23 protein-coding genes are annotated in these 20,300 nt (G+C 69.3%); 17 read left to right on the top strand and 6 right to left on the bottom strand.

Annotated features, from left to right (window positions below; all coding sequences use genetic code 11):
• From E3T48_RS00470 to E3T48_RS00415, 12 genes are all read left to right on the top strand, one after another.
• On the top strand, positions 1–946 hold a 946-nt coding region (locus E3T48_RS00470; RefSeq protein ID WP_134521930.1), incomplete at its 5' end, for a dihydrolipoamide acetyltransferase family protein.
• A 107-nt stretch (positions 947–1,053) separates the two neighbouring features.
• The gene (locus E3T48_RS00465) at positions 1,054–1,821 is read left to right on the top strand and encodes a VIT1/CCC1 transporter family protein (protein WP_134521929.1); all 768 of its coding nucleotides are present in this window, start codon (positions 1,054–1,056) and stop codon (positions 1,819–1,821) included.
• A 62-nt stretch (positions 1,822–1,883) separates the two neighbouring features.
• Entirely contained in the window at positions 1,884–2,846 is a 963-nt protein-coding gene (locus E3T48_RS00460) for a metal ABC transporter substrate-binding protein (RefSeq protein WP_134521928.1), read from the top strand.
• A gap of 7 nt (positions 2,847–2,853) precedes the next feature.
• Entirely contained in the window at positions 2,854–3,645 is a 792-nt protein-coding gene (locus E3T48_RS00455; protein WP_134521927.1) for a metal ABC transporter ATP-binding protein, read from the top strand.
• A complete protein-coding gene (locus E3T48_RS00450; RefSeq protein WP_241986473.1) occupies positions 3,646–4,515 on the top strand; it encodes a metal ABC transporter permease in 870 nt (289 codons plus the stop codon). It begins immediately after the preceding gene.
• Positions 4,515–5,321, top strand: coding sequence for a metal ABC transporter permease (locus tag E3T48_RS00445; protein WP_134521926.1), 807 nt, complete (start codon positions 4,515–4,517; stop codon positions 5,319–5,321). The genes E3T48_RS00450 and E3T48_RS00445 overlap by 1 nt, the downstream gene beginning before the upstream one ends.
• Positions 5,322–5,331: 10 nt before the next feature.
• A complete protein-coding gene (locus E3T48_RS00440) occupies positions 5,332–5,730 on the top strand; it encodes a Fur family transcriptional regulator (RefSeq protein WP_134521925.1) in 399 nt (132 codons plus the stop codon).
• A gap of 187 nt (positions 5,731–5,917) precedes the next feature.
• Positions 5,918–6,154: a 50S ribosomal protein L28 gene (rpmB, locus tag E3T48_RS00435; RefSeq protein WP_104099753.1), complete on the top strand. Its 237-nt coding sequence runs from the start codon at positions 5,918–5,920 to the stop codon at positions 6,152–6,154.
• A complete protein-coding gene (rpmG, locus tag E3T48_RS00430) occupies positions 6,154–6,321 on the top strand; it encodes a 50S ribosomal protein L33 (RefSeq protein ID WP_104099752.1) in 168 nt (55 codons plus the stop codon). The genes rpmB and rpmG overlap by 1 nt, the downstream gene beginning before the upstream one ends.
• Positions 6,322–6,323: 2 nt before the next feature.
• Positions 6,324–6,629 carry a 30S ribosomal protein S14 gene (gene rpsN, locus E3T48_RS00425; RefSeq protein WP_134364793.1) on the top strand — a complete coding sequence of 102 codons (306 nt, stop codon included), beginning with the start codon at positions 6,324–6,326 and terminating at the stop codon, positions 6,627–6,629.
• 271 nt (positions 6,630–6,900) lie between these two features.
• Positions 6,901–7,188: an HU family DNA-binding protein gene (locus E3T48_RS00420; protein WP_134521924.1), complete on the top strand. Its 288-nt coding sequence runs from the start codon at positions 6,901–6,903 to the stop codon at positions 7,186–7,188.
• 115 nt (positions 7,189–7,303) lie between these two features.
• Positions 7,304–9,298, top strand: coding sequence for a bifunctional copper resistance protein CopD/cytochrome c oxidase assembly protein (locus tag E3T48_RS00415; RefSeq protein WP_174844110.1), 1,995 nt, complete (start codon positions 7,304–7,306; stop codon positions 9,296–9,298).
• A 5-nt stretch (positions 9,299–9,303) separates the two neighbouring features.
• Here E3T48_RS00415 and E3T48_RS00410 read toward each other — a convergent pair whose 3' ends face one another.
• Complete coding sequence (locus E3T48_RS00410) at positions 9,304–10,347, bottom strand: hypothetical protein (protein WP_134521923.1); 1,044 nt, start codon at positions 10,345–10,347, stop codon at positions 9,304–9,306.
• Between the two features lie 139 nt (positions 10,348–10,486).
• Here E3T48_RS00410 and E3T48_RS00405 point away from each other — a divergent pair, with 139 nt between their 5' ends.
• Positions 10,487–11,833: an ATP-dependent DNA helicase gene (locus tag E3T48_RS00405; RefSeq protein WP_134521922.1), complete on the top strand. Its 1,347-nt coding sequence runs from the start codon at positions 10,487–10,489 to the stop codon at positions 11,831–11,833.
• 150 nt (positions 11,834–11,983) lie between these two features.
• Here E3T48_RS00405 and E3T48_RS00400 read toward each other — a convergent pair whose 3' ends face one another.
• Entirely contained in the window at positions 11,984–12,598 is a 615-nt protein-coding gene (locus E3T48_RS00400) for a hypothetical protein (protein ID WP_134521921.1), read from the bottom strand.
• 59 nt (positions 12,599–12,657) lie between these two features.
• The gene (locus E3T48_RS00395) at positions 12,658–13,074 is read right to left on the bottom strand and encodes a DUF4383 domain-containing protein (RefSeq protein WP_134521920.1); all 417 of its coding nucleotides are present in this window, start codon (positions 13,072–13,074) and stop codon (positions 12,658–12,660) included.
• A 203-nt stretch (positions 13,075–13,277) separates the two neighbouring features.
• Here E3T48_RS00395 and E3T48_RS00390 point away from each other — a divergent pair, with 203 nt between their 5' ends.
• The gene (locus E3T48_RS00390; RefSeq protein WP_166789577.1) at positions 13,278–14,564 is read left to right on the top strand and encodes a serine hydrolase domain-containing protein; all 1,287 of its coding nucleotides are present in this window, start codon (positions 13,278–13,280) and stop codon (positions 14,562–14,564) included.
• Positions 14,565–14,573: 9 nt separating this feature from the next.
• Positions 14,574–15,095 (top strand): DinB family protein, encoded by a 522-nt coding sequence (locus E3T48_RS00385; protein WP_134521918.1) that lies wholly within the window; start codon positions 14,574–14,576, stop codon positions 15,093–15,095.
• Positions 15,096–15,167: 72 nt separating this feature from the next.
• On the opposite strand, the gene E3T48_RS00380 is transcribed toward E3T48_RS00385, so the two are convergent.
• Entirely contained in the window at positions 15,168–15,431 is a 264-nt protein-coding gene (locus E3T48_RS00380; RefSeq protein WP_134521917.1) for a GlsB/YeaQ/YmgE family stress response membrane protein, read from the bottom strand.
• A gap of 97 nt (positions 15,432–15,528) precedes the next feature.
• Positions 15,529–15,921 carry an Asp23/Gls24 family envelope stress response protein gene (locus tag E3T48_RS00375; RefSeq protein WP_134521916.1) on the bottom strand — a complete coding sequence of 131 codons (393 nt, stop codon included), beginning with the start codon at positions 15,919–15,921 and terminating at the stop codon, positions 15,529–15,531.
• Positions 15,922–16,243: 322 nt separating this feature from the next.
• On the opposite strand from E3T48_RS00375, the gene E3T48_RS00370 reads away from it, so the two are divergent.
• Positions 16,244–17,689, top strand: coding sequence for a nitronate monooxygenase (locus E3T48_RS00370; protein ID WP_338145211.1), 1,446 nt, complete (start codon positions 16,244–16,246; stop codon positions 17,687–17,689).
• A 215-nt stretch (positions 17,690–17,904) separates the two neighbouring features.
• Here the strand turns inward: E3T48_RS00370 and E3T48_RS00365 are convergent, their stop codons facing one another.
• Positions 17,905–18,798 carry a D-hexose-6-phosphate mutarotase gene (locus E3T48_RS00365; protein WP_166789576.1) on the bottom strand — a complete coding sequence of 298 codons (894 nt, stop codon included), beginning with the start codon at positions 18,796–18,798 and terminating at the stop codon, positions 17,905–17,907.
• Between the two features lie 367 nt (positions 18,799–19,165).
• On the opposite strand from E3T48_RS00365, the gene E3T48_RS00360 reads away from it, so the two are divergent.
• On the top strand, positions 19,166–20,266 hold the full coding sequence (locus E3T48_RS00360) for a hypothetical protein (protein WP_134521914.1): 1,101 nt from the start codon (positions 19,166–19,168) through the stop codon (positions 20,264–20,266).
• The last annotated feature ends 34 nt before the right edge of the window (positions 20,267–20,300 follow it).

Below are 20,300 nucleotides of genomic sequence, written 5' to 3'. Positions count from 1 at the left end.
CCACGAGACGATCGCGCCGCCGCCCGTCTCCGCCCCGCGGCCCGCGGCCGCGCCGCTCCCCCAGCTGCCGCGCGCGGCATCCGCCGGACCGGTCATCGCCAAGCCGCCGATCCGCAAGCTCGCCAAGGACCTCGGCGTCGACCTGTCCCTGGTAGAGGCGACCGGCCCCGTCGGCGACGTGACCCGGGAGGACGTGCTGCGCGCCGCCACCCAGGCCAGCGTCTTCCGCAACATCCAGACGCCGGAGTGGCCGAGCGACCGGGAGGAGCACATCCCCGTCAAGGGCGTGCGCAAGGCCATCGCCCAGGCCATGGTCTCCAGCGCGTTCACCGCGCCGCACGTGAGCCTGTTCGTCGACGTGGACGCCACCCGCACGATGGAGTTCGTCAAACGGCTCAAGGCCTCCACCGACTTCGCCGGCGTGCGGGTCTCCCCCATGCTGATCATGGCGAAGGCCATGATCTGGGCCGTGCGCCGCAACCCCACGGTCAACTCGATCTTCACCGACGAGGAGATCATCATCAAGCACTACGTCAACCTCGGCATCGCGGCGGCGACCCCGCGCGGCCTGATCGTGCCCAACGTCAAGAAGGCGCAGGACATGAGCCTGCTCGAGCTGGCCGGTGCGCTCGAACGCCTCACGATGACCGCGCGCGACGGCAAGACCACCCCGGCCGATATGTCGGGCGGCACGATCACGATCACCAACATCGGCGTGTTCGGGATGGACACGGGCACCCCCATCCTCAACTCAGGCGAGGCCGGAATTGTCGCCCTCGGCACGATCAAGCCCAAGCCGTGGGTCGTCGACGGCGAGGTGCGCGTGCGTCAGGTCACCACCATCGGGGCGAGCTTCGACCACCGCGTCGTCGACGGGGACGTCGCGAGCCGCTTCCTGGCCGACGTCGCGACCATCATCGAGGAGCCCGCGCTGCTGCTCGAGTAGTCGGCTGAATATTTGGGAAGGCTTGCCTCACCAGCTTTTTTACTCGGCGGTGAGGTAAGGCTTTCCACGCTGGCGGCGGGATGCCGGCCTGTGTTCTGATGGTCGTCATGACCACCCTCGTCTCCGCCGGAATCGCTTCCCTCACCCCTTCGGTTGTTGTTGCTTCGGTCGCTGCTGCCGAACCGACGCGCACGGAGAGCCATGCCGGCCGGCTCAACTGGCTCCGTGCCGGGGTGCTCGGCGCCAACGACGGCATCGTCTCCGTCGCGGCCCTCGTCGTCGGCGTGGCCGGGGCGACCGGCTCCACCGCCGCCATCGCAGCGGCAGGCACCGCCGGCCTCGTCGGCGGGGCCATCTCGATGGCCCTCGGCGAATTTGTCTCGGTGAGCAGCCAGAGTGACAGCCAGCGCACCTTGATCGAGCGCGAGAAGCGCGAGCTCAGTCTCGACCCCGAAGGCGAACTCCAGGAACTCGCGCAGATCTACGAGGAGCAGGGACTCGCCCCCGCCACAGCCCGGCAGGTTGCCGTGGAATTCACGGCGATTGATCCGGTGCGCGCTCACCTGCTCGCCGAGCACAACATCGCCGAGGACGACGTCGTCAGTGCCTGGCACGCCGCCTGGGTGTCGGCCGCGGCCTTCAGCCTCGGCGCGCTGCTCCCGTTCCTGGCCATCCTGCTTCTGCCCTCAAGCGTACGCATTCCGATCACGTTCGGTGCCGTGCTCATCGCCCTCGCGGCGCTCGGCATGACCGGCGCCCACCTCGGCGGGAGCCCGAAGCTCTGCGCGACCATCCGGGTCGTGCTCGGCGGGGCGGCGGCACTGGTCGTCACCTTCCTGATTGGCTCCCTGCTCGGCACGTCCGGCGTCGTCTGACCTGCCCGCGGAGCGGCCTTAATGGTTTTGACAATCATTATCAATAGACGTAGGCTCGCACGGTGATCAAGAAGCGATTCGTCCTCCCCGCGCTTGCCGCCGCGGCCGCCGTGCTCCTCGCCGGGTGCGCCCCGACCGGCGGAGCAGCCGATTCCAGACCTGCCGGAGACTTCAAGGTGGTCGCGACGACCACGCAGGTGGCCGATTTCACCCGCAACGTCCTCGGCGACACCCCCGGTGCCTCCGTCACCCAGCTCATCCAACCCAACCAAAGCGCCCACAGCTACGATCCGTCGGTCGCGGACCTGGCCGCCCTGGGGGAGGCCGACGTGCTCGTCGTCAACGGCGTCGGCCTCGAAGAATGGCTCAGCGACGCGATCAGCGCCAGCGGCTTCGGCGGCGTGAGCGTCACCGCGGCAGCGGGGATCAAGGTCCTCGGCGGCACCGAGAAATCCGGCAACCCGCACATCTGGACCGACGTGGCCAACGCTGAGACCATGGTGCAGACCATCGCCGACGGGCTCAGCAGCGCGAGTGTCGACCAGGCCGCGGTCTTCGCGGCGAATGCGGCGACCTACAGCGGCCGACTGGCCGAACTCGACGCCTGGATCCGCACCAATATAGACGCCGTGCCGGCGGCGCAGCGCCTGCTCGTGAGCAACCACGACGCGTTCGGCTACTTCACTGCCGCCTACGGCATCACCTATGTCGGCTCGATCATCCCGAGCTTCGACGACAACGCCGAGCCGAGCGCCGCAGCGATCGACCAGCTCGTCGCGGCGATCCGGGCCACCGGGGTGAAGGCCGTCTTCTCCGAGGCCTCGATCAGCCCGAAGGCCGCAGACACCATCGCGCGCGAAGCCGGGGTCAGGGTGTATTCCGGCGAGGACGCGCTCTACAGCGATTCGCTGGGCGCGCGGGGCAGCAACGGCGCCACCTACATCGGCGCCCAGGTGCACAACGTCACCCGGATCCTCGAATCCTGGGGCGCAACCCCCACCCCGGTTCCGGCAGACCTGCGATAGTTGGACCGTGAGCGAGAACCCTTCTCAAGTACAGCCGAACGCTCCCCTTGCGCTCAAGGTGTCGGGGGCGTCCTTCTCGTACGGCCACAAGCCGGCCCTCGAGGACATCAACTTCGAACTGCGGGCCGGCGAGGCCGTTGCGCTGATCGGACCCAACGGCTCCGGCAAGTCGACCCTGCTCAAGGGTGTCCTCGGCCTGATCCAGCGCGTGAGCGGGACCGTCGAGGTGTTGGGGGAGTCGTCGGCGCCGGCCGGGTCGATCGGCTACGTGCCGCAGGCCGACGAGCTCGACCCGCAGTTCCCGGTCACGCTCGAGCAGGTGGTGATGATGGGGCGCTACCGCGCCCTGGGCTGGCTGCGCCTGCCCGGCAAACGCGACCGAGAGGCCGTCGCACGCGCGCTGGAAGCCGTGGGACTGGCCCATCGCGCGAAGACCCGCTTTGGCGAACTCTCAGGCGGTCAGCAGCAGCGCGGCCTGCTCGCGCGTGCCGTCGCCTCCGGACCTCGGCTTCTGCTGCTCGACGAACCGTTCAACGGGCTGGACCAGGCGAACCGGGAGGCCCTCGTCGGAACGGTGCTGCGACTGAAGGAGAGCGGGGTGGCAGTGCTCGTGTCGACCCACGATCTCCAGCTCGCCCGCGAGGTCTGCGAACAGGTGCTGCTGCTCAACGGTGCCCAGGTGGCGTTCGGACCGCGCGACAGCGTGCTGATTCTGAAGAACGTGCAGCAGACCTTCCGCGAGGTGGGCGTCGAGCTGGACGAGCACACCGTCGTCGTTCCCGGGCACACGGGACACTGAGTGGAGTTCCTCAGCTCGCTCGTCGACGCCTTCGCCCTGCCGTTCATGACCCGCGCGCTGGTCGTGCTGGCCGCGCTCAGCCTGGTTGCCGGCGTGGTCGGGGTGCTGGTCAACCTGCGGGGCCTCGAATTCATCAGCGACGGGCTGACCCACGCGGTCTTCCCCGGCATCGCGATCGGTTTCGTGTGGGGCGGTCGCGATGGTCTGTTCGGGGGAGCGATGGTGGCCGCCCTGTTCGCGGCGGTCGTGCTCACCGTGATCGTGCGCCGGTCGGTGACCTCGGATGCCGCGATCGCGATCGTCTTCACCGCGATGTTCAGTGCGGGTGTGATCCTCGTGTCGCGGCAGACCGACTACGTCGGACAGCTGGAACAGCTCCTCTTCGGCCGCCTCCTCACGGTCAGCCCGACGGAGGTGGTGCAGACCGTTGTCATTTGCGCCGTCGCGCTCCTGATGATCGGCCTCACGCTCAAGGAAGAGGTGTTTCGGGCGTTCGACCGGGTCGGGTTCGCCGCGGCCGGCTACCGCACCCTGGCCCTGGACCTTGTCCTCAATGTGGCCATCGCGCTCGTGGTGGTCGCGGCATCCAGCGCCGTCGGCAACCTGCTCGTGCTGGCCGTGCTGATCGTGCCCGGCGCCGTGGCGCGACTGATAACGACCCGGCTGTGGCTGCTGTTCCCGATCGCGGCCGGTTTCGCTGCCCTCGGCGCCTGGCTCGGGCTGGCGCTTGGTTTCCAGGCCTCGGTGCGGGACGGGATCGACCTGCCCAGCGGCGCGACCGTGGTCCTGGTGCTGGTCGCCGGCTACGCCGTGGCGCTGCTCCTGCGACTGGCCGTGGACGGGCTGCGGCGCAGCCGGGTGGCGCGCTGATGGACTACTTCGAGAAGGCGCTCCTGGCGGCGGCGGTGATCGGCGCCCTCTGCGGGCTGGTCGGCGTGCTGGTCGTGCTCCGCCGGCGTACCTTCTTCGCCCAGGCCCTCACCCACGCCACCTTCCCCGGCGCGGTCGCCGCCACGATCATCGGCATCGGCATTCCGGTCGGCGCCGCACTGGCGAGCATCGCCATCGTCGGGATCATGACCCTGATCGGGCGGGTGAAGCGGCAGGGCAGCCAGGTGGCGTCCGGCATCCTGCTCACCGCGGGCTTCGCGCTCGGCGTGCTCCTGCAATCGCTCAACCCGTCCCTGCCCGTGCAGGTGGACTCGTACCTGGTCGGGTCGATCCTCACGGTCACGACCGGTGATGTCGTGCTGGCCTGCTTCGTGCTCGCGGTGGCCGTCCTCGTCATCGTGTTCCTGGGCAAGGAAATTCTCTTCTCCACCTTTGACACCAACGGATACCGCGCCGCGGGCTACCGGGAATGGCCGATCGAGCTGCTCAGCCTGGCCCTGATCACCGCCGCCGTGGTCACCGCGATGCCGGCCGTCGGCGCCATCCTCGCCATCGCCTTGATCGCCGCGCCCGCGGCCACCGCCAGGCTGCTGGCCCGCACGGCCGCCCAGATCGTCGTCGCGGCGCCCGTGCTGGGGGCCGCCGCCGGACTCACCGGCGTGTTCCTGTCCCGGCTCCTCGACATCGCGGCCGGGCCCGCGATCGCGCTCACGGCCGCCGCATTCTTCCTGGCCGCCCTCGGCGTGCGCTCCCTCGGCCGGTCGCGGCTACGGTTGAGACCATGAGGCTCAGACCGTGAAGCGAAACACCTGGCAGCGGGAGGCGGTGCGCGCCACCCTCGGCGAAACCGAGGGCTTCGTGAGCGCCCAGGGCCTGCATTCGCGGCTGCACTCCACCGGATCGCCGATCGGACTCGCCACGGTCTACCGGGCGCTGGCCGACCTGGCGTTGGAGGGCGAGGCCGACTCCCTGCAGTCCCCGGAGGGGGAGAGCCTGTACCGGGCGTGCAGCACCACCGACCACCACCACCACCTGATCTGCCGCCGGTGCGGCCTCACGATCGAAATCGAGGTGGATGCCGTCGAGAACTGGGCGACGAACGTCGCCGCGGAGCACGGCTTCAGCCAGGCGGCGCACGTGATCGACATCTTCGGGCTCTGCGCCGCCTGCACCGGGGCATCCGTCACCGCTTGAGCAGCTCTGCCCGGGAAGGGCGCCGGTTTGCGGATCGGCGGCCATGCCCGTAAAGTGGAACGCTGCTGCGCATATCTGTGCGTGCATTGCCGTTGTCACAGGCTCCCCGTTCACCGGGAATCGTCTGCGTACCGGCCGACAAGAGATCTTGGGAAGGGCATTCGCCCTTCGGTATTGGAGGAGAACCATGGCAGCTACCTGCCAGGTGACCGGAGCCGTTCCCGGCTTTGGACACAACATTTCGCACTCGCACCGGCGCACCAAGCGTCGCTTCGACCCGAACGTACAGACCAAAAAGTACTACGTACCGTCGCTTCGCCGTAACGTGACCCTGACCCTCTCGGTCAAGGGAATCAAGGTAATCGATGCTCGTGGCATCGAGTCGGTCGTCAAGGACCTTCTCGCCCGTGGGGAGAAGATCTAATGGCCAAGCAGCATGACGTCCGCCCGATCATCAAGCTCCGTTCGACGGCTGGAACCGGTTACACCTATGTGACCAAGAAGAACCGTCGTAACGACCCCGACCGTCTCGTGCTCAAGAAGTACGACCCCGTAGTGCGCAAGCACGTTGACTTCCGTGAGGAGCGCTAAAAATGGCGAAGAAGAGCATGATTGCCAAGAACAACCAGCGCAAGGTTATCGTCGAGCGCTACGCGGCGAAGCGCCTTGAGCTGAAGAAGGCCCTGGTTGACCCGGCCGGCACCGACGAGTCGCGTGAAGCGGCCCGGCTCGGCCTGCAGAAGCTGCCCCGCAACGCGTCGCCGGTTCGCCTGCGCAACCGCGACGCGGTCGACGGCCGTCCGCGCGGACACCTCAGCAAGTTCGGAATCTCCCGCGTTCGTTTCCGCGACATGGCTCACCGCGGCGAACTGCCCGGCATCACCAAGTCCAGCTGGTAATACGGCCTGATTCCCGTTCACAACCCAGGTTGCGAACGACGAAGGGGATGTCGACTTCGGTCGGCATCCCCTTCGTTTTGCGCGGAGCGCGCAAAATGAGCCGCTTCCGGGGGTGAAAGCGTCCCAAAACGCCGTAAATCCGGGGTTTTCGGCGGAACTCTGTTAGATTCAACGCGGTCGAACCGACCAACGGGGTCGTCCTTTCGAGGGCGGCGTCCGCATTTACGTGAAAACCTGTTTTTTACAGACAAAGGTCCGAGGAGGACACTCAATGGCTGACAAGTCGCTGAACAAGACCGAGCTCGTTGCCAAGGTTGCCGCAGACTCTGGCCAGAGCCAGGCTGCCGTCGACGGCGTTCTGAACGCTTTCTTCGCAACCCTCGCCGACACCGTTGCACACGACGGCAAGGTCACGATCCCGGGCTGGCTCGGAGTCGAGCGCACCGCTACCGCAGCGCGCACGGGCCGCAACCCGCAGACCGGTGAAGAGATCGCCATCGCCGCGGGCCACCGCGTCAAGCTGACCGCCGGCAGCAAGCTGAAGGCCGCCGCAAAGTAGTCTCGCCTTCGTGCGGGGGCGTCGACTTCTGTCGACGCCCCCCGTGTTTAACCCCGTCGTGTGTGACGAGAAGCGGCGGGCGCTCAGGACGGTGGGGCGCGGATAGGCTGAGTCAGTGACTCGTCTCCTGCGCATATCCGGTCCGGCGGTCCTGCTCATCGCGGCCGTGCTGTCGACTCTGGTCGCCCTCGCGTACGGCGGTGGCGCCGCCGGCCAGCTTCTCGCCGATCCGGGTCCGGTCGTGCGCTGGGGTCTTCCCCTCGCGAAGCTGCTCGTCAACCTCGGGGCGGCCGGCACCATCGGCGCGCTGGTGTTGACCTGTTTCGCGCTGAGCCCGCGGGAACCGGAATTCAACACGGCGATCGACTTCGCCGCGGCATCCGCTGCCCTGCTCACGGTGGCCGCGGCGGTCACCGGCTTCCTCACCTTCCTGCAGCTGACGAATGTGCCGCTCAGCTTCGACGACCGGTTCAGCGCCACCGCCGGCCAGTTCTTCAGCCAGATCGGACTCGGCCAGGCCTGGCTCGGTACGACGCTCGTCGCGGCGGGCGTCACGGTGCTCTGCTTCGCCGTGAGGAACCAGACCGCGCTGGTCTTCGTGGCCGTCCTGGCCGTCGGCGCTCTCGTTCCGATGGCCCTGCAGGGGCATGCGGCCGGCGCGGAGGGACACGACGTCGCCATCACCGCCCTGGGGCTCCACCTCGTCTTCGCCGCGGTCTGGCTCGGCGGCCTGCTCACCATCGTGATCCTCCGCAATCAGCTTGTCGGCGGCCGGCTCGGCGTTGTGATCGCCCGGTACTCGTCGCTGGCCATGGTCTGCTTCGTCGTGGTCGCTGCCACCGGCTACGTCAGTGCCGAGCTTCGGATCGGCACCTGGGACCGGCTGTTCACGACCTATGGCATCCTCGTTCTGGTCAAGGTGGTCGCGCTGATCGCCGTCGGCGGGTTCGGCGTGCTGCAGCGCCGTTTCCTGGTGGCCCGGATGCAGCAGAGCCGGACGCAGGGCGGCGCCGGGTCCCGCACTTGGTTCTGGTGGCTCGTCGTGGCCGAGCTGGGCTTCATGGGTCTGGCCTCCGGGGTCGCGGCGGCGCTGGCGCGCACGGCCACCCCGGTGGCCCAGATCGTGGCGACCGCGGTTCCGACCGCGACCCCCGCCCAGATCCTGACGGGACAGGTCCTGCCGCCGGAGCTCACCTTCGGCCGGTACTTCACCGAGTGGAAGTTCGACCTCGCCTGGGTGCTGTTCTGCGCCTTCGGGATCTTCTTCTACCTCGCCGGGGTGGCCCGCCTGCGGCGCCGCGGCGACACATGGCCGCTCTACCGCACCGTGCTCTGGGTCATCGGCATGCTGATCCTGTTCTACATCACCAACGGTGGGGCGAACCTCTACGCGAGCTACCTGTTCTCGTCGCACATGCTCATGCACATGGCGCTGACGATGCTCGTGCCGGTGTTCCTCGTGCCCGGCGCGCCCGTGACCCTCGCGGCCCGGGCCATCCGCAAGCGTCAGGACGACAGCAGGGGGCCGCGCGAGTGGATCCTGCTGGCCGTGCATTCGCGGTACGCGGGCATCCTCGCCAACCCGCTGGTGGCGGCCGGGCTGTGGGCCGGGTCGTTGTGGGTGTTCTACTACTCCTCCCTGTTCAGCTGGGCGACGACCGACCACATCGGCCACGAGTGGATGGTCGTGCACTTCCTGATCACCGGGTACCTGTTCGTGCAGTCCCTGATCGGCATCGACCCGGTGCCCTACCGGCTGCCCTATGCCGGCCGGCTGCTCCTGCTGCTCGGGACGATGGCGTTCCACGCCTTCTTCGGCGTGACCATGATGACCGGCACCGGGCTCCTGCTCGCCGACTGGTACGGCGCGATGGGGCGGGACTGGGGCCTCAGCGGCATCGCCGACCAGCAGATGGGCGGCGGCATCGCCTGGAGCGTCGGTGAGATCCCGACCATCGCGCTGGCCATCGCCGTCGCCATCCAGTGGAGTCGAAGCGACGAGAAGGAATCCCGGCGCACCGACCGCAACGCGGACCGCACCGGCGAGGCGGAGCTGAAGCGCTACAACGACCAGCTTGCCGCACTGGCCTCCCGTGACCGGCTGGTCTGACAGGGTCAGCGCAGCTGGATCGCCAGCGACCCGTCGGGCCTGACGGTCACGCTCAGCGCCACCGTGAACGGGACGTCCTCGTCCCTGGTCTCGACCTCGCCGTCGAACAAGGACTGCACCTCGACGACGAGGTGGGCCTGGCCGGTGGTGTCGGCCATCTCGAAGGTGGTTTCTCCCGCAGTCAGGGCGACCACCGGGTATTCCGCGATCGTCCAGACGGGAGCGTTCTGCACCCGGTCGTTGATCTCGATGCCGAAGGGGCAATTCGACGGCTGGAGTACCTGCTGGGTCGTGCAGGCGTCGAGGAACCCGTTCAGCTCGGTCTGCACCTGGTCGAGGAACAGTTTGTTCGGTTCGGCGTCGACCGTGACATCCGCTGCCCCGTTCTTCGTCACCGCGATCTGTTGTGCCGGGGCGGTGAGCAGATTCGACGAGTGGGCGACGGAGTACAGCGCGGGCGCGAACGCGAGGTAGGCGGCCTGGTTCGAGAAGGTGGCCGGGGCGTCGGCCTCGGCGTGCGCCCGGGTGTCCAGGGTGAGGCCGTTGACGGTGAAGGATGCCTCGTGCAGCACCGTGACCTGCAGCACGGCGAGGGGGCTGGCGGCGAACCTCCAACTGTTGAACACCCCGGCGAAGGTGCCGGTGCGGGCGACGCTGAATGCCATCGACGCGGGCTTGCCGTCGAGCCGGAATTCGTAGACGACGGTGTGCTTGCCCGGTTCGACCTCGGTGTCACGGGTCAGGCGGATGTCGGTGAGCGTGCCGAGCACCGCCGGTCGAAGCAGCGTGGCCGGCAGGTCCGGGGGCAACGTGGCGGCCTCAAGCGCTTTGTTCGTCAGCTCGACGCCGGGAAGCTGTAGCGCGCTGGTCGTATCGTGCCGGGCGATGGCCTCGAGATACTGGCGCACGAAGCCGCCGGCGCTGTACAGGTCGCGGTTGAGCGATCCGATCGCGGCCAGGAAGGCTGCACAGAGCAAGGCGGAGATCACGACCACGGCGAGGATGGCGCGCCGCCGCCTGCCACGGCCCGTGCCGTCCCCTGTGCTCACGTCAACATCCTCCCATGCCGCGGGTCCACGGGCAGGCATCCGCCCCCTCGGAGTGCACAGGCAGGGTGTTGACGGACTCCGGTCGCGGGACAGCGGATACAGTGGGATGTCCCTCCCGCACCCATCGAAAGCGTCCCCCGTGTCCGAGATCCCGCTGTCGCGCGAACAAGCCGAGGTGTTCCAGGCGATCGAGGGCACCCGCCAGAACGTCTTCGTCACCGGCCGGGCCGGAACGGGCAAGTCCACGCTGCTGAACCACCTCTCCTGGAACACCAGCAAGCAGATCGTCATCGCGGCGCCCACCGGCGTCGCCGCCCTCAACGTGGGCGGCCAGACCATCCACTCGCTGTTCCGGCTGCCGATCGGCGTGATCGCCGATCACCAGATCGACCAGAACGACCAGCTCCGCAAGCTGCTCAACACGATCGACACCGTCGTCATCGACGAGGTGTCCATGGTCAACGCCGACCTGATGGATGCGATCGACCGCAGCCTGCGCCAGGCCCGCCAGCGGCCGAACGACACGTTCGGCGGGGCGCAGATCGTGCTCTTCGGTGACCCGTACCAGCTTGCCCCTGTGCCGGGGGACTCTGACGAGCGCGCCTACTTCGCCGACACCTACCGGTCGATGTGGTTCTTCGACGCCAGGGTCTGGCGGGACGCCGACCTGCGCATCTTCGAGCTCACCGAGGTGCACCGCCAGCGCGACGCGGACTTCAAGCTCATGCTCAACGCGGTTCGGCACGGCCAGGTCACGCCGGAGATCGGCGGCGCGCTCAACGCGGCGGGGGAGCGGAAGCCCCCGACGGAGGGCGTGATCACCCTCGCGACCCGGAACGATTCCGTGAATCGCATCAATGCGGCCGCCCTCAAGCGACTCTCCGGGAAGGCTCTCACGGCCAAGGCGGACGTCACGGGTGATTTCGGAGGCCGCACGTTCCCGGCCGACGAGGTGCTCGAGCTCAAGGTCGGCGCCCAGGTCATGTTCCTGCGCAACGATTCCCCGCAAGACGGCGGTCCGCGCTGGGTCAACGGCAGCATCGGCACCGTCACCCGGGTCGCCTCCACGGTCTACGTGGACATCGACGGGGTGACCCACGAGGTGGAGCCCGCCGTCTGGGAGAAGTTCAAGTACACCTACAACCAGACCACCAAGAAACTGAGCAAGGACGTCGTGGCCGAGTTCACGCAGTTCCCGTTGCGGTTGGCGTGGGCGGTCACCATCCACAAGTCGCAGGGTGCCACCTACGAGCGGGCGATCGTGGACCTCGGGGCGAGGGTGTTCAGCCCCGGCCAGACCTATGTCGCGTTGAGCCGCCTGACCAGCCTCGACGGCCTCTACCTGACCCGCCCCCTGCGGCCGAGCGACATCNTGACCAGCCTCGACGGCCTCTACCTGACCCGCCCCCTGCGGCCGAGCGACATCATCGTGGATGAGAACGTGCAGCGCTTCATGAACGGTCCCCGCGGCGACCTGCCCGCCTGACGCGCCCCGCCCCGCCCCGTCGACCCGCGTCGCGCCGCGCCCCGCCCCGTCGCACGAACGAGAGTCGCGGCGCAGGTTTGAGAAGCGGGCGCACGTTGCATCGTGCGCCCGCTTCTCAAACCTGCGCCGCGAGGTCGGCGGGCCGCCGGGTTAGCGGTGGTGGCCGGGCGTGACGAGGGCGGGGGACGTCGATCCCGGGAGCGTGCGGGATGTCGAGGCCGGGAGGCCGTGGGGCACGGCATGGGCGCCGACCTCCGTCGCGGCCAGCGCCGGCGTGGTCAGGCCGGAGAACAACAGCCCGCCGATCGTGAGCGCGACGAGGAAGCGCCAGCCCTGCGGAGCGGTCGCGACATCCGTTCGCCCGACGCCCGGAGCGGGCGCGCCCGCACTGCCGGTCTGGCGGATGCTCCGGCCGGCCCTGCGGCGCACGACCGCGAGGGCTGCTGCGATGAACAGGCCGAACAGCGAGGCCACCATCATCGGGAAGAGGGGGAGGCCAGTGGCGCCGGCCGGGATCCCGAACCCGCTGCCCAGAGTCGCCGTCGTTCCCCACACGAAGACGGGGATGAGGGCGCCGAACAGGGCCAGGTCCGGGACGACCAGCCGCCCCCGAACCAGCGTCGCGACGCCCCAGGCGAGTTCGGCGGCGCCGAACCCGACCAGGATGATGGCGAGCAGGACCGGGGCGGTCGCGCCCACGGCGAGGTGGATCGTGCCGGCGCCCATCGCGGCGAAGGCGAGCCAGAGACGGCTGATCGAGGTCATGGCGTGCCTTTCGTTGGAACGGGCGTTGACGTGGTCGGTGCCGGCTGGGCCGTCGGCGACTAGACCGAGGCTGTGCGGTTGCGACTGACGACCTTGTCGGCTGCGAGACCGGCTCCGAGGAGCACGATCGCGCTCGCGAGGTGCAGGAAGTGGTCTGGCGTGTTGAGGGCGAGGATGTTCAGCGCGGTGCTCGCGATGAAGAAGCCGACGATGCCCAGGAGCAGGTAGACCGCGCCGATCGTGGTGTTGACGGCCTTGGCGGCGGGAACACTGGCTAGCCCGGCGATCAGGAGCGCGGCGCCGATCAGAAGGTGGGCCACGTTGTGCAGCGGGTTGACCGCGAAGAGGCCGAGGAGCAGGCCACCCTCGGTCGCGAAGAAGCTGATGCCGCCGGTCACGGCGAAGCCGAGCAGTCCGACGAGCAGGTAGACGGCGCCGAAGACGGTGGCGACGAGGCGATTGGGTGATGTGCGCATGAGAAGACCTCCTGTTTGGTGTCACGGCCGATCCGTGCACGATAACTATTCGGAGAACCGGGCGATTCGGTTTGGTCAAAGCAGGCGCGGCATCCGTGTCGTGAGTACACTCCCTCCTATAGGGGTCAGCGGCAAACGGGGGGTAACGGAATGAACATCGAGAGGCCATGACTGACGTTGGGAGGGCGCCCCGACGATGCGCCGTGGCCGCACTCGCCGTGAGTGCTGCGCTCCTGCTGTCCGGATGCACCGGCACCGCCGGTGCCATCGGCGACAGTCACCCGCAGGTGCAGGCGCCATTCCCGGCAGAGGTCGCAGGCCGTCTGGATGCCGCACTCGCCGAGGCGATCAGCCAGTCCGGCTCCAGCGGAGCCCTCGCCGGCGTCTGGGCGCCGTGGGCCGGGCAATGGGTCGTGTCGCCCGGCACAACGGCCCCGGGGAACGGGGTTCCACTGGGCACGGCGATGAGCTACCGCATCGGCACGAACACGACGGCGCTCACCTGCACTGTCCTGGCGAAGCTCGTCGATGAGGGCGCCGTGAAATTGGACGACCAGGTCTCGACCTACCTCGACCGCGTGGTTGGCCTCGAGGGGATCACCCTCGGCCAGCTGTGCCGGAACACGTCCGGTCTGGCCGACTACACGCGGAACCTGCTGCCGCAATTCGTGAACAACCCGACTCGGATCTGGCCAGAGCGCGAGGTGGTGTCCAGCGGAATGGGGTCACCGCGCGTGGCGCTGCCCGGAGGCGCCTGGGCGCAGTCCGACACCGGGGTCGTGCTGCTCGGGATGGCCCTGGAAGCGGCAACCCACCAGGACCTGTCGTCGCTGTACCGGAGCCGGGTGCTCGAACCTCTGGAAATGACCGGCACGAGCCTGCCCGGCGCGAACGAGCTGGGCCTGCCCGGCGCACACCCCCAGGGACTCGCGGCCGCGCTCGACGCCGCCGCGCACCCCGTCTGCGACAGCGTGCTGGACGTGACCGAGCTCTCTCCGTCGATGGGCGGTGCGGCGGCGGGCGCCGTGTCGACCCTTGCCGACCAGAAGAAGTGGGTGAGCGCCCTCGCCGAGGGCAGCCTGCTCTCCGACGCGACGGCACAGGCGCAGTGGGCGACCGTGGCCGAAGGAGCCGACGTGCCCGAGTGGCGACGCTACGGCCTCGGCGCCGAGCAAATCGGTCCGCTCCGGGGGCGCGCCGGAGCGATCCCCGGCTTCATCTCGGCGGCCTACTCCGATCCGGTCAGCGGGCTGACGATCGTGGTCGCCTTCAACAACTCGACCGACGGGGCCGGTTTCGCTGAGGCGGTGGCCCGGCGCCTCGCCGCGATCGTGTGGACCGTGCCGGCGTCCGCCGGCACGGCAGGCGCCGGCACGACCAATCCTGAGCCGCCCTCGGCTCCCTTGCCGTGGACCGAGGAGCAGGCGGTGGAAGCGATCCGCGCCGCCACGGCCTGCGCCCCGCCCGCTGCACCGGAACCAGCCGGATAGGATCTGCGCATGGCGATCGAAGCAGACACGAAGGACTGGACCTGGGTGCTCGAGACCCGATGCCCGGAATGCGGTTTCGCCGCGGCCGAGGTCGACTTCGACGACATCCCCCGGCTCGTGCGCCGGAACGCGGACCGTTGGATTCCGGTGCTGCACCGCACGGATGTCGCGGTGCGCCCGAACGACCACACCTGGTCGGCCCTGGAGTACGCGGCCCATGTTCGCGACGTGTTCCGCATCTTCGAGGCGCGCCTGCGGCTGATGCTCACCGAGGACGACCCGGCGTTCCCGAATTGGGACCAGGATACGACGGCGGTCGCCGCCCGGTACAACCAGCAGGAACCGGCCGCGGTGGCCAGGGAGCTCACCGAGGCCGCGGCATCCGTCGCCGACGCGTTCTCGAACGTCACGGAGGCCGACCGGGGGCGCACCGGACGACGAAGCGACGGCGCTGTCTTCACCGTCACGACGCTGGGCCGGTACTTCGTGCACGACCCGGTGCACCACCTGCACGACGTGGGCGGCGACTGACAATCGGCGCGCACGAAAAAACGGGCGCACCAGGACTGGTGCGCCCGTTTCGGCTGGGAGCCGTCGTGCCGGTCAGGCCCGGCGGCGACCGGCGACGGCGCCGTAGATCAGGAGCACGATGATCGATCCGACGATGGCGAGGAGCCAGGTCGAAATCGAGAAGAAGTCGCCGAGGTTGACCCCGAAGATGAGCGATCCGAGCCAGCCGCCCAGGAAGGCGCCGATCACGCCGAGGATCAGCGTCAGGAACCAGCCGCCGCCCTGGCGGCCCGGGAGGATCGCCTTCGCGATGGCGCCGGCGATAAGTCCGAGGATGAGAAATCCGATGAAGCTCATGAGTGTGTCCTTCTTTTGTGGGGTAGTCGGGTCGGTGGACCCTGGGTCAGTGCACGTGTGTGGGCGCCGCAGCGCGGGTTGATCGGGTTCGGTTCGGTTACTCGGAGACGGCCGGGGTCTCCGGCTCGTCAGTGGTGTTCGTGGCGTGGTGAACATCCTTGACGGTCACGTCGACGGCGGTCACCTGCATGCCCACGATCGTGTGGATCGCGTTCGTGATCGCGGCCCGCACGTCGTCGGCGACCTTCTGCAGCTCGTGGGGGTACTCCACGACCAGGGTGATCTCCACGGCGACCCGGGTCTCGTCGACGGTGATGCTCACACCCTGGGACGGGTCGGTGCCGCTGATGGCGTCCCGGATGGCGCCGAGGGCGCGCACGGCGCCGCCGCCGAGCGCGAAGACCCCGGGAACCTCCCGTGCGGCGATCCCGACGATCTTCGCAACAACGTTGTCCGCGATCACGGTCTTGCCGGCGCCGGTGGCTGCCATGGCTTCGAATGCGGTGGTGTCAACGATGATGAACTCCAGTCTCTTTCGGCCTGCCCGCCCGGAAAGGGCGGCGACCGCGGGTTGGTCAATTACTAAGACGTTAGCCGGAACGGATTCGTCACGTCGAAGTTGAAAAAGTCTGGAAGAGGGACAATCCGGCGCTTTCCTCTCGCCACGGCACCGCTCGCCGGGCCACGGATGCCGCCCGCCCGCCGCGCTCCGCGAAGTTGCACTCCCGATCCGGCATATGGCCTGAGTTAAGCTGAATCAGGCTCGGAATCCCAGAACTTGCGGGCCCCAGGCAACACTCACGGAGGCTATCGTGCTCGAAAAATCACTGCCGGTCGTCATCCAGGGTGGCATGGGCATGGCCGTCTCCTCGTGGCAGCTCGCCCGCACCGTGTCCCAGGCCGGCCAGCTCGGCGTCGTGTCCGGGATCGCCCTCGACACGGTGCTCACCCGGAGGCTGCAGGACGGCGACCCGGCCGGCGACATCCGCCGGGCCCTCGACGCGTTCCCGGTGCCGGCGATCGCCGAGCGAGTGCTGGCCCGGTTCTTCCTGGTCGACGGCCGCCCGGACGGCGGCTCCTACCTGCCCGTGCCCAAGCTGTCCTTGCACCCGACCAGGGAGCAGCAGGAGCTGAGCGTGCTGGGCAACTTCGTCGAAGTCTGGCTGGCGAAAGAGGGCCACTCCGGGCTCGTCGGCATCAACTATATGGAGAAGGTGCAGCTGGCCACCCCGGCCGCCGCCTTGGGGGCGATGCTGGCGGACGTAGACTATGTGCTGATGGGGGCGGGAATCCCACGGGAGATCCCGCACCTGCTGAACGAGTTCGCCGCGGGCCGGGAGGGCCGGGTCACCATCGACGTGTCCGGCTCGGAGTCCGTGCACACCGTCGGCGTCGATCCGGTCGACCTGCTCGGCGAGGCGCTTCCCGCCCTGCACCGCCCGAAGTTCCTCGCGATAGTCGCCGCACACGTGCTCGCGTTCTACCTCGCCAGGGACGAGGAGATCCGCCCGGACGGTTTCATCATCGAGGGCCCGACCGCCGGCGGCCACAATGCGCCGCCGCGCGGCCGGCTCACCCTCGACGACGACAAACAGCCCATCTACGGTCCCCGTGACGACGCCAACCTCGAGAAGATCGCCGACCTCGGCCTTCCCTTCTGGCTTGCCGGAGGCTACGGCCAGCCCGAACGGGTGGCCGAGGCGCTCCGGGCGGGCGCGGCCGGTGTGCAGGTCGGCACCCTCTTCGCGCTGAGCCGCGAGTCCGGCCTCGCCGACACCCTGCGCGACGCCGTGCTCGACCGGATCGACGACGGCGAGCTGTCGATCAGAACGGATGCCGCCGCCTCGCCGACGGGCTTCCCGTTCAAGGTTGCCCAGCTGCCCGGGACGCTCTCGGTGCCCGCCGTCTACGACGAGCGGGTGCGACTCTGCGACCTCAGCTACCTGCGCGAACCGTACCAGCGCAAGGACGGTGTCGTGGGCTTTCGCTGCCCGAGTGAGCCGGTGCACATGTACGTGCGCAAGGGCGGCGCCGTCGAGGACACAGTCGGCCGGGCCTGCCTCTGCAACGCGCTGACCGCGACGGTCGGACTGGGCCAGACCCGCAAGACCGGGTACGTCGAGTCGCCCCTGCTCACCCTCGGCAACGACATCGAGGGTGCGGCCGTGCTCCGCGACGCCCACCCGGACGGCTGGGGCGCGGCCGACGTCGTCGCCTGGCTGCTCGGCCAGGTCCCCGCCGGCCTGCCGGCTTCGTAGCGCGGGCTTATCCGTCGGCCCACCAGCCCGCCGGCGTACCTGCCTGTGCACCCGCCCGCCCGCCGTCTGCCTCGAAGAGTCGGCCGAGGCCCAGCGCGCCACTTCAGCCGCTGCGCGCCACGTGTGCCTGGCGCGCAACGGCGCAACTGGCGCGCTCGCTGCGAAGTGGCGCGGCGGGGTGGTGCGCCCGGTGCCGCGGTGGTGCGGCGGAGCGCTCAGGCGATGGCGCTGAGCAGCAGGCTCATCGTGTGGCTCTGGCCGGGACCCAGCCGCACGGCATCCGTGCGCACGTTCGCGGTCTCGACGCACACCATGCCGGTCCACTCGTCGTCGCCGAAGTCCACCATCGAGCCCGCCTTGACGATCCACGGGTTCCAGACGATCGTGCTGTGCGAGCCGCCGGTGGCGATGGACACGGTGCGGCCGGAGCCGTCGGTCACGGCCGTGGCGGCGGGGCTGTCCAGGTAGATCCGGTCCGTTTCGGCGCTGAATCGCACGGGGACGGTGTCCGTCTCGACCGACATCCCGGCGAGCTGGTCAAGGTAGGGCGCACCCTCGAGGCCGGTCACTTCGGTGGCGCGAATGTCGTCCACGGCCAGGTAGCTGTGCAGCGCCTCCTCGAAGGTGACGGCATCCGGGCCCCGGTTCGTCACCGTGAGCGCGAGGGTCAGCCGGGCGCCCACGGTCACGGTGTACAGCGCCTCGAATCGGTGCGGCCAGGCCGTGGTTCGGGTGGCCGGGCTGTCGGCCAGCCGGAGGGTGACGGCCACGGTGCCGTCCTCGTCGCGGGCGCCGACGAGCTCCCATGCCGACAGTCGGGCGAATCCGTGCGCGGGGGCGGCCGGGTCGAGCGGGTTGGCCCCGAACCACGGGAAGCAGATCGGCACCCCGCCGCGGATCGCCTTCGCCTCGGTGAACAGGCTGGCCGCGCTCAACCAGAGCACCGGCAGGCCACCGGCCGGCGTCCACGAGGTCAGGTGAGCGCCGTGCAGGTACAGCTCGGCCGAGCCCTGTCGGCCGACCACCCGCACGACCGGCAGGCCGCCCCTGCCGGTCTCCAGGTGAACGGATGCCGGCAGTGCGGCCGGGTCGAATGGTGCGGGTGACAAGAGGCCTCCAGAATGTTGGCAGCGCCAACGCCGGACTCCAGTTTCGCAGTTCGGCGGCCCCGCCGCGCGGGACCGTCGCCCCATGGCGGCGGACGGCGGGAGTACCTGGCCGCCGCCGCGTGGTCCGATCTGGCGAGCCGGCCGGTGACCCCGCACGGCAGGGCCGGCGAAGAATACGCTGGACGATTCGCGGTGTCGCCCCCGCAGAGTACTCGACGAGCTCACGATTCCGCCGCCGCGAGATGGGGTCTGACCGGGCCCTGGCGGTTGTGCGCCGCGATCGTCGCGCGTATTTTCGGTCATGCGTGGTCATGCGTGGTCATGCGTGGTCACGACGGCGGCTGGAGGCGGCAGATGGGTACTGCAGATGGGTACTGATCGGGTGGGTTCCGGCCGCGGAGTGCAGTCGGCTGAACCCGCCGGCGGAGGCGCGGGCGAGGGTGACCCGAGGGCAGGTGCTCCCGTCCTGAGCACGGTCACGGACGACCTGGTGGGCGCCGTGCTCGGCCTCGAGATCTCGGTGGCCCTGTACCTCGACGGGCGCGCCCACGTGCTGGGCCTGCCGGACTCCTTCTTCACCCCCTGGCATGGTCTGGTCTACGGCGGCCTGCTCCTGCTGGGCGGGTGGATCGCCGTGGTCAGCCGACGCGCCGCCGTCCGCCATCGGCTGGGAGTGGTTGCGCGCATCCCCGCCGGCTATGGATTCGCGGCGGCGGGGGCGGTGCTGTTCGCGATCGGCGGCGCCGGCGACCTGGCCTGGCACCAGATCTTCGGCATCGAGGCCGACCTCGACGCGCTGCTCAGCCCGTCGCACCTCTGGCTGTTCGTGGCCGGCTCACTTCTGATGTCCGGGCCGATCCTGGCCGCACGCCGCCGAGCCGGGCCGGCGTCGTTCGGGGTCAAGCTGACAGTGACCCTGGCCGTGACGTCGATCACCGCCATCTGGGCCTTCGCGGTGAGCTTCACCTCCGGCTTCCTGACCGACCCGGAGAGCTTCACGGTCGGCGGTGCGGCCCAGGTGCCGGAAGGCAGCTTCACCGTCGTCGGGCTCAGCGGCTACCTGGTCAGCTCCTTCGTCCTGGTGGTGCCGGTGGTCTACCTCATTCGCGCCCGACTCGCCTTCTTCGGCACCGTGACCGTGCTCGTGACCTCCCTCGCCCTGCTCGCCTCCCTCCTGGAGGACTTCCACGACCCGCGGGTCGTCCTCGCCGCATTGGCGGCGGCGGCGGTGACGGATGCCGCCCTGGTCACGCTCGACCGGCGCGGCAGCCGGGCGCGTGCCAGGGAGCTCGTCGCCGCAGCCCTGATTCCCCTCCTGGTCTGGCCGGGCCAGCTGCTCGTGAAGAACCTCGGCCAGGGCGTCGCCTGGTCGGTGGAGCTGGTCAACGGGGTCGTGATCCTGTCCGCGCTCCTTGTCTTCGCCGCCGTGCTCGCGCTCGGCCCCGGACCAAGCCGGCAGGCTCGGTGAGCCGGAGCCGGAGCCGGAGCCGGAGCCTGAGCCT

This window comes from Cryobacterium fucosi, assembly GCF_004403515.1.
In the GTDB taxonomy this organism is placed as follows: domain Bacteria; phylum Actinomycetota; class Actinomycetes; order Actinomycetales; family Microbacteriaceae; genus Cryobacterium; species Cryobacterium fucosi.
Note: the sequence above shows the minus strand (reverse complement) of the source record. Positions and strands in the feature narration are given on the sequence as shown.

Excerpts from the sequence above, each read along its gene's own strand:
- E3T48_RS00465 (WP_134521929.1), top strand. The coding sequence starts at position 1,054 with ATGACCACCCTCGTCTCCGCCGGAATCGCTTCCCTCACCCCTTCGGTT.
- E3T48_RS00445 (WP_134521926.1), top strand. The coding sequence starts at position 4,515 with ATGGACTACTTCGAGAAGGCGCTCCTGGCGGCGGCGGTGATCGGCGCC.
- rpmB (WP_104099753.1), top strand. The coding sequence starts at position 5,918 with ATGGCAGCTACCTGCCAGGTGACCGGAGCCGTTCCCGGCTTTGGACAC.
- rpmG (WP_104099752.1), top strand. The coding sequence starts at position 6,154 with ATGGCCAAGCAGCATGACGTCCGCCCGATCATCAAGCTCCGTTCGACG.
- rpsN (WP_134364793.1), top strand. The coding sequence starts at position 6,324 with ATGGCGAAGAAGAGCATGATTGCCAAGAACAACCAGCGCAAGGTTATC.
- E3T48_RS00420 (WP_134521924.1), top strand. The coding sequence starts at position 6,901 with ATGGCTGACAAGTCGCTGAACAAGACCGAGCTCGTTGCCAAGGTTGCC.
- E3T48_RS00400 (WP_134521921.1), bottom strand. The coding sequence starts at position 12,598 with ATGACCTCGATCAGCCGTCTCTGGCTCGCCTTCGCCGCGATGGGCGCC.
- E3T48_RS00395 (WP_134521920.1), bottom strand. The coding sequence starts at position 13,074 with ATGCGCACATCACCCAATCGCCTCGTCGCCACCGTCTTCGGCGCCGTC.
- E3T48_RS00385 (WP_134521918.1), top strand. The coding sequence starts at position 14,574 with ATGGCGATCGAAGCAGACACGAAGGACTGGACCTGGGTGCTCGAGACC.
- E3T48_RS00380 (WP_134521917.1), bottom strand. The coding sequence starts at position 15,431 with ATGAGCTTCATCGGATTTCTCATCCTCGGACTTATCGCCGGCGCCATC.
- E3T48_RS00375 (WP_134521916.1), bottom strand. The coding sequence starts at position 15,921 with ATGGCAGCCACCGGCGCCGGCAAGACCGTGATCGCGGACAACGTTGTT.
- E3T48_RS00360 (WP_134521914.1), top strand. The coding sequence starts at position 19,166 with ATGGGTACTGATCGGGTGGGTTCCGGCCGCGGAGTGCAGTCGGCTGAA.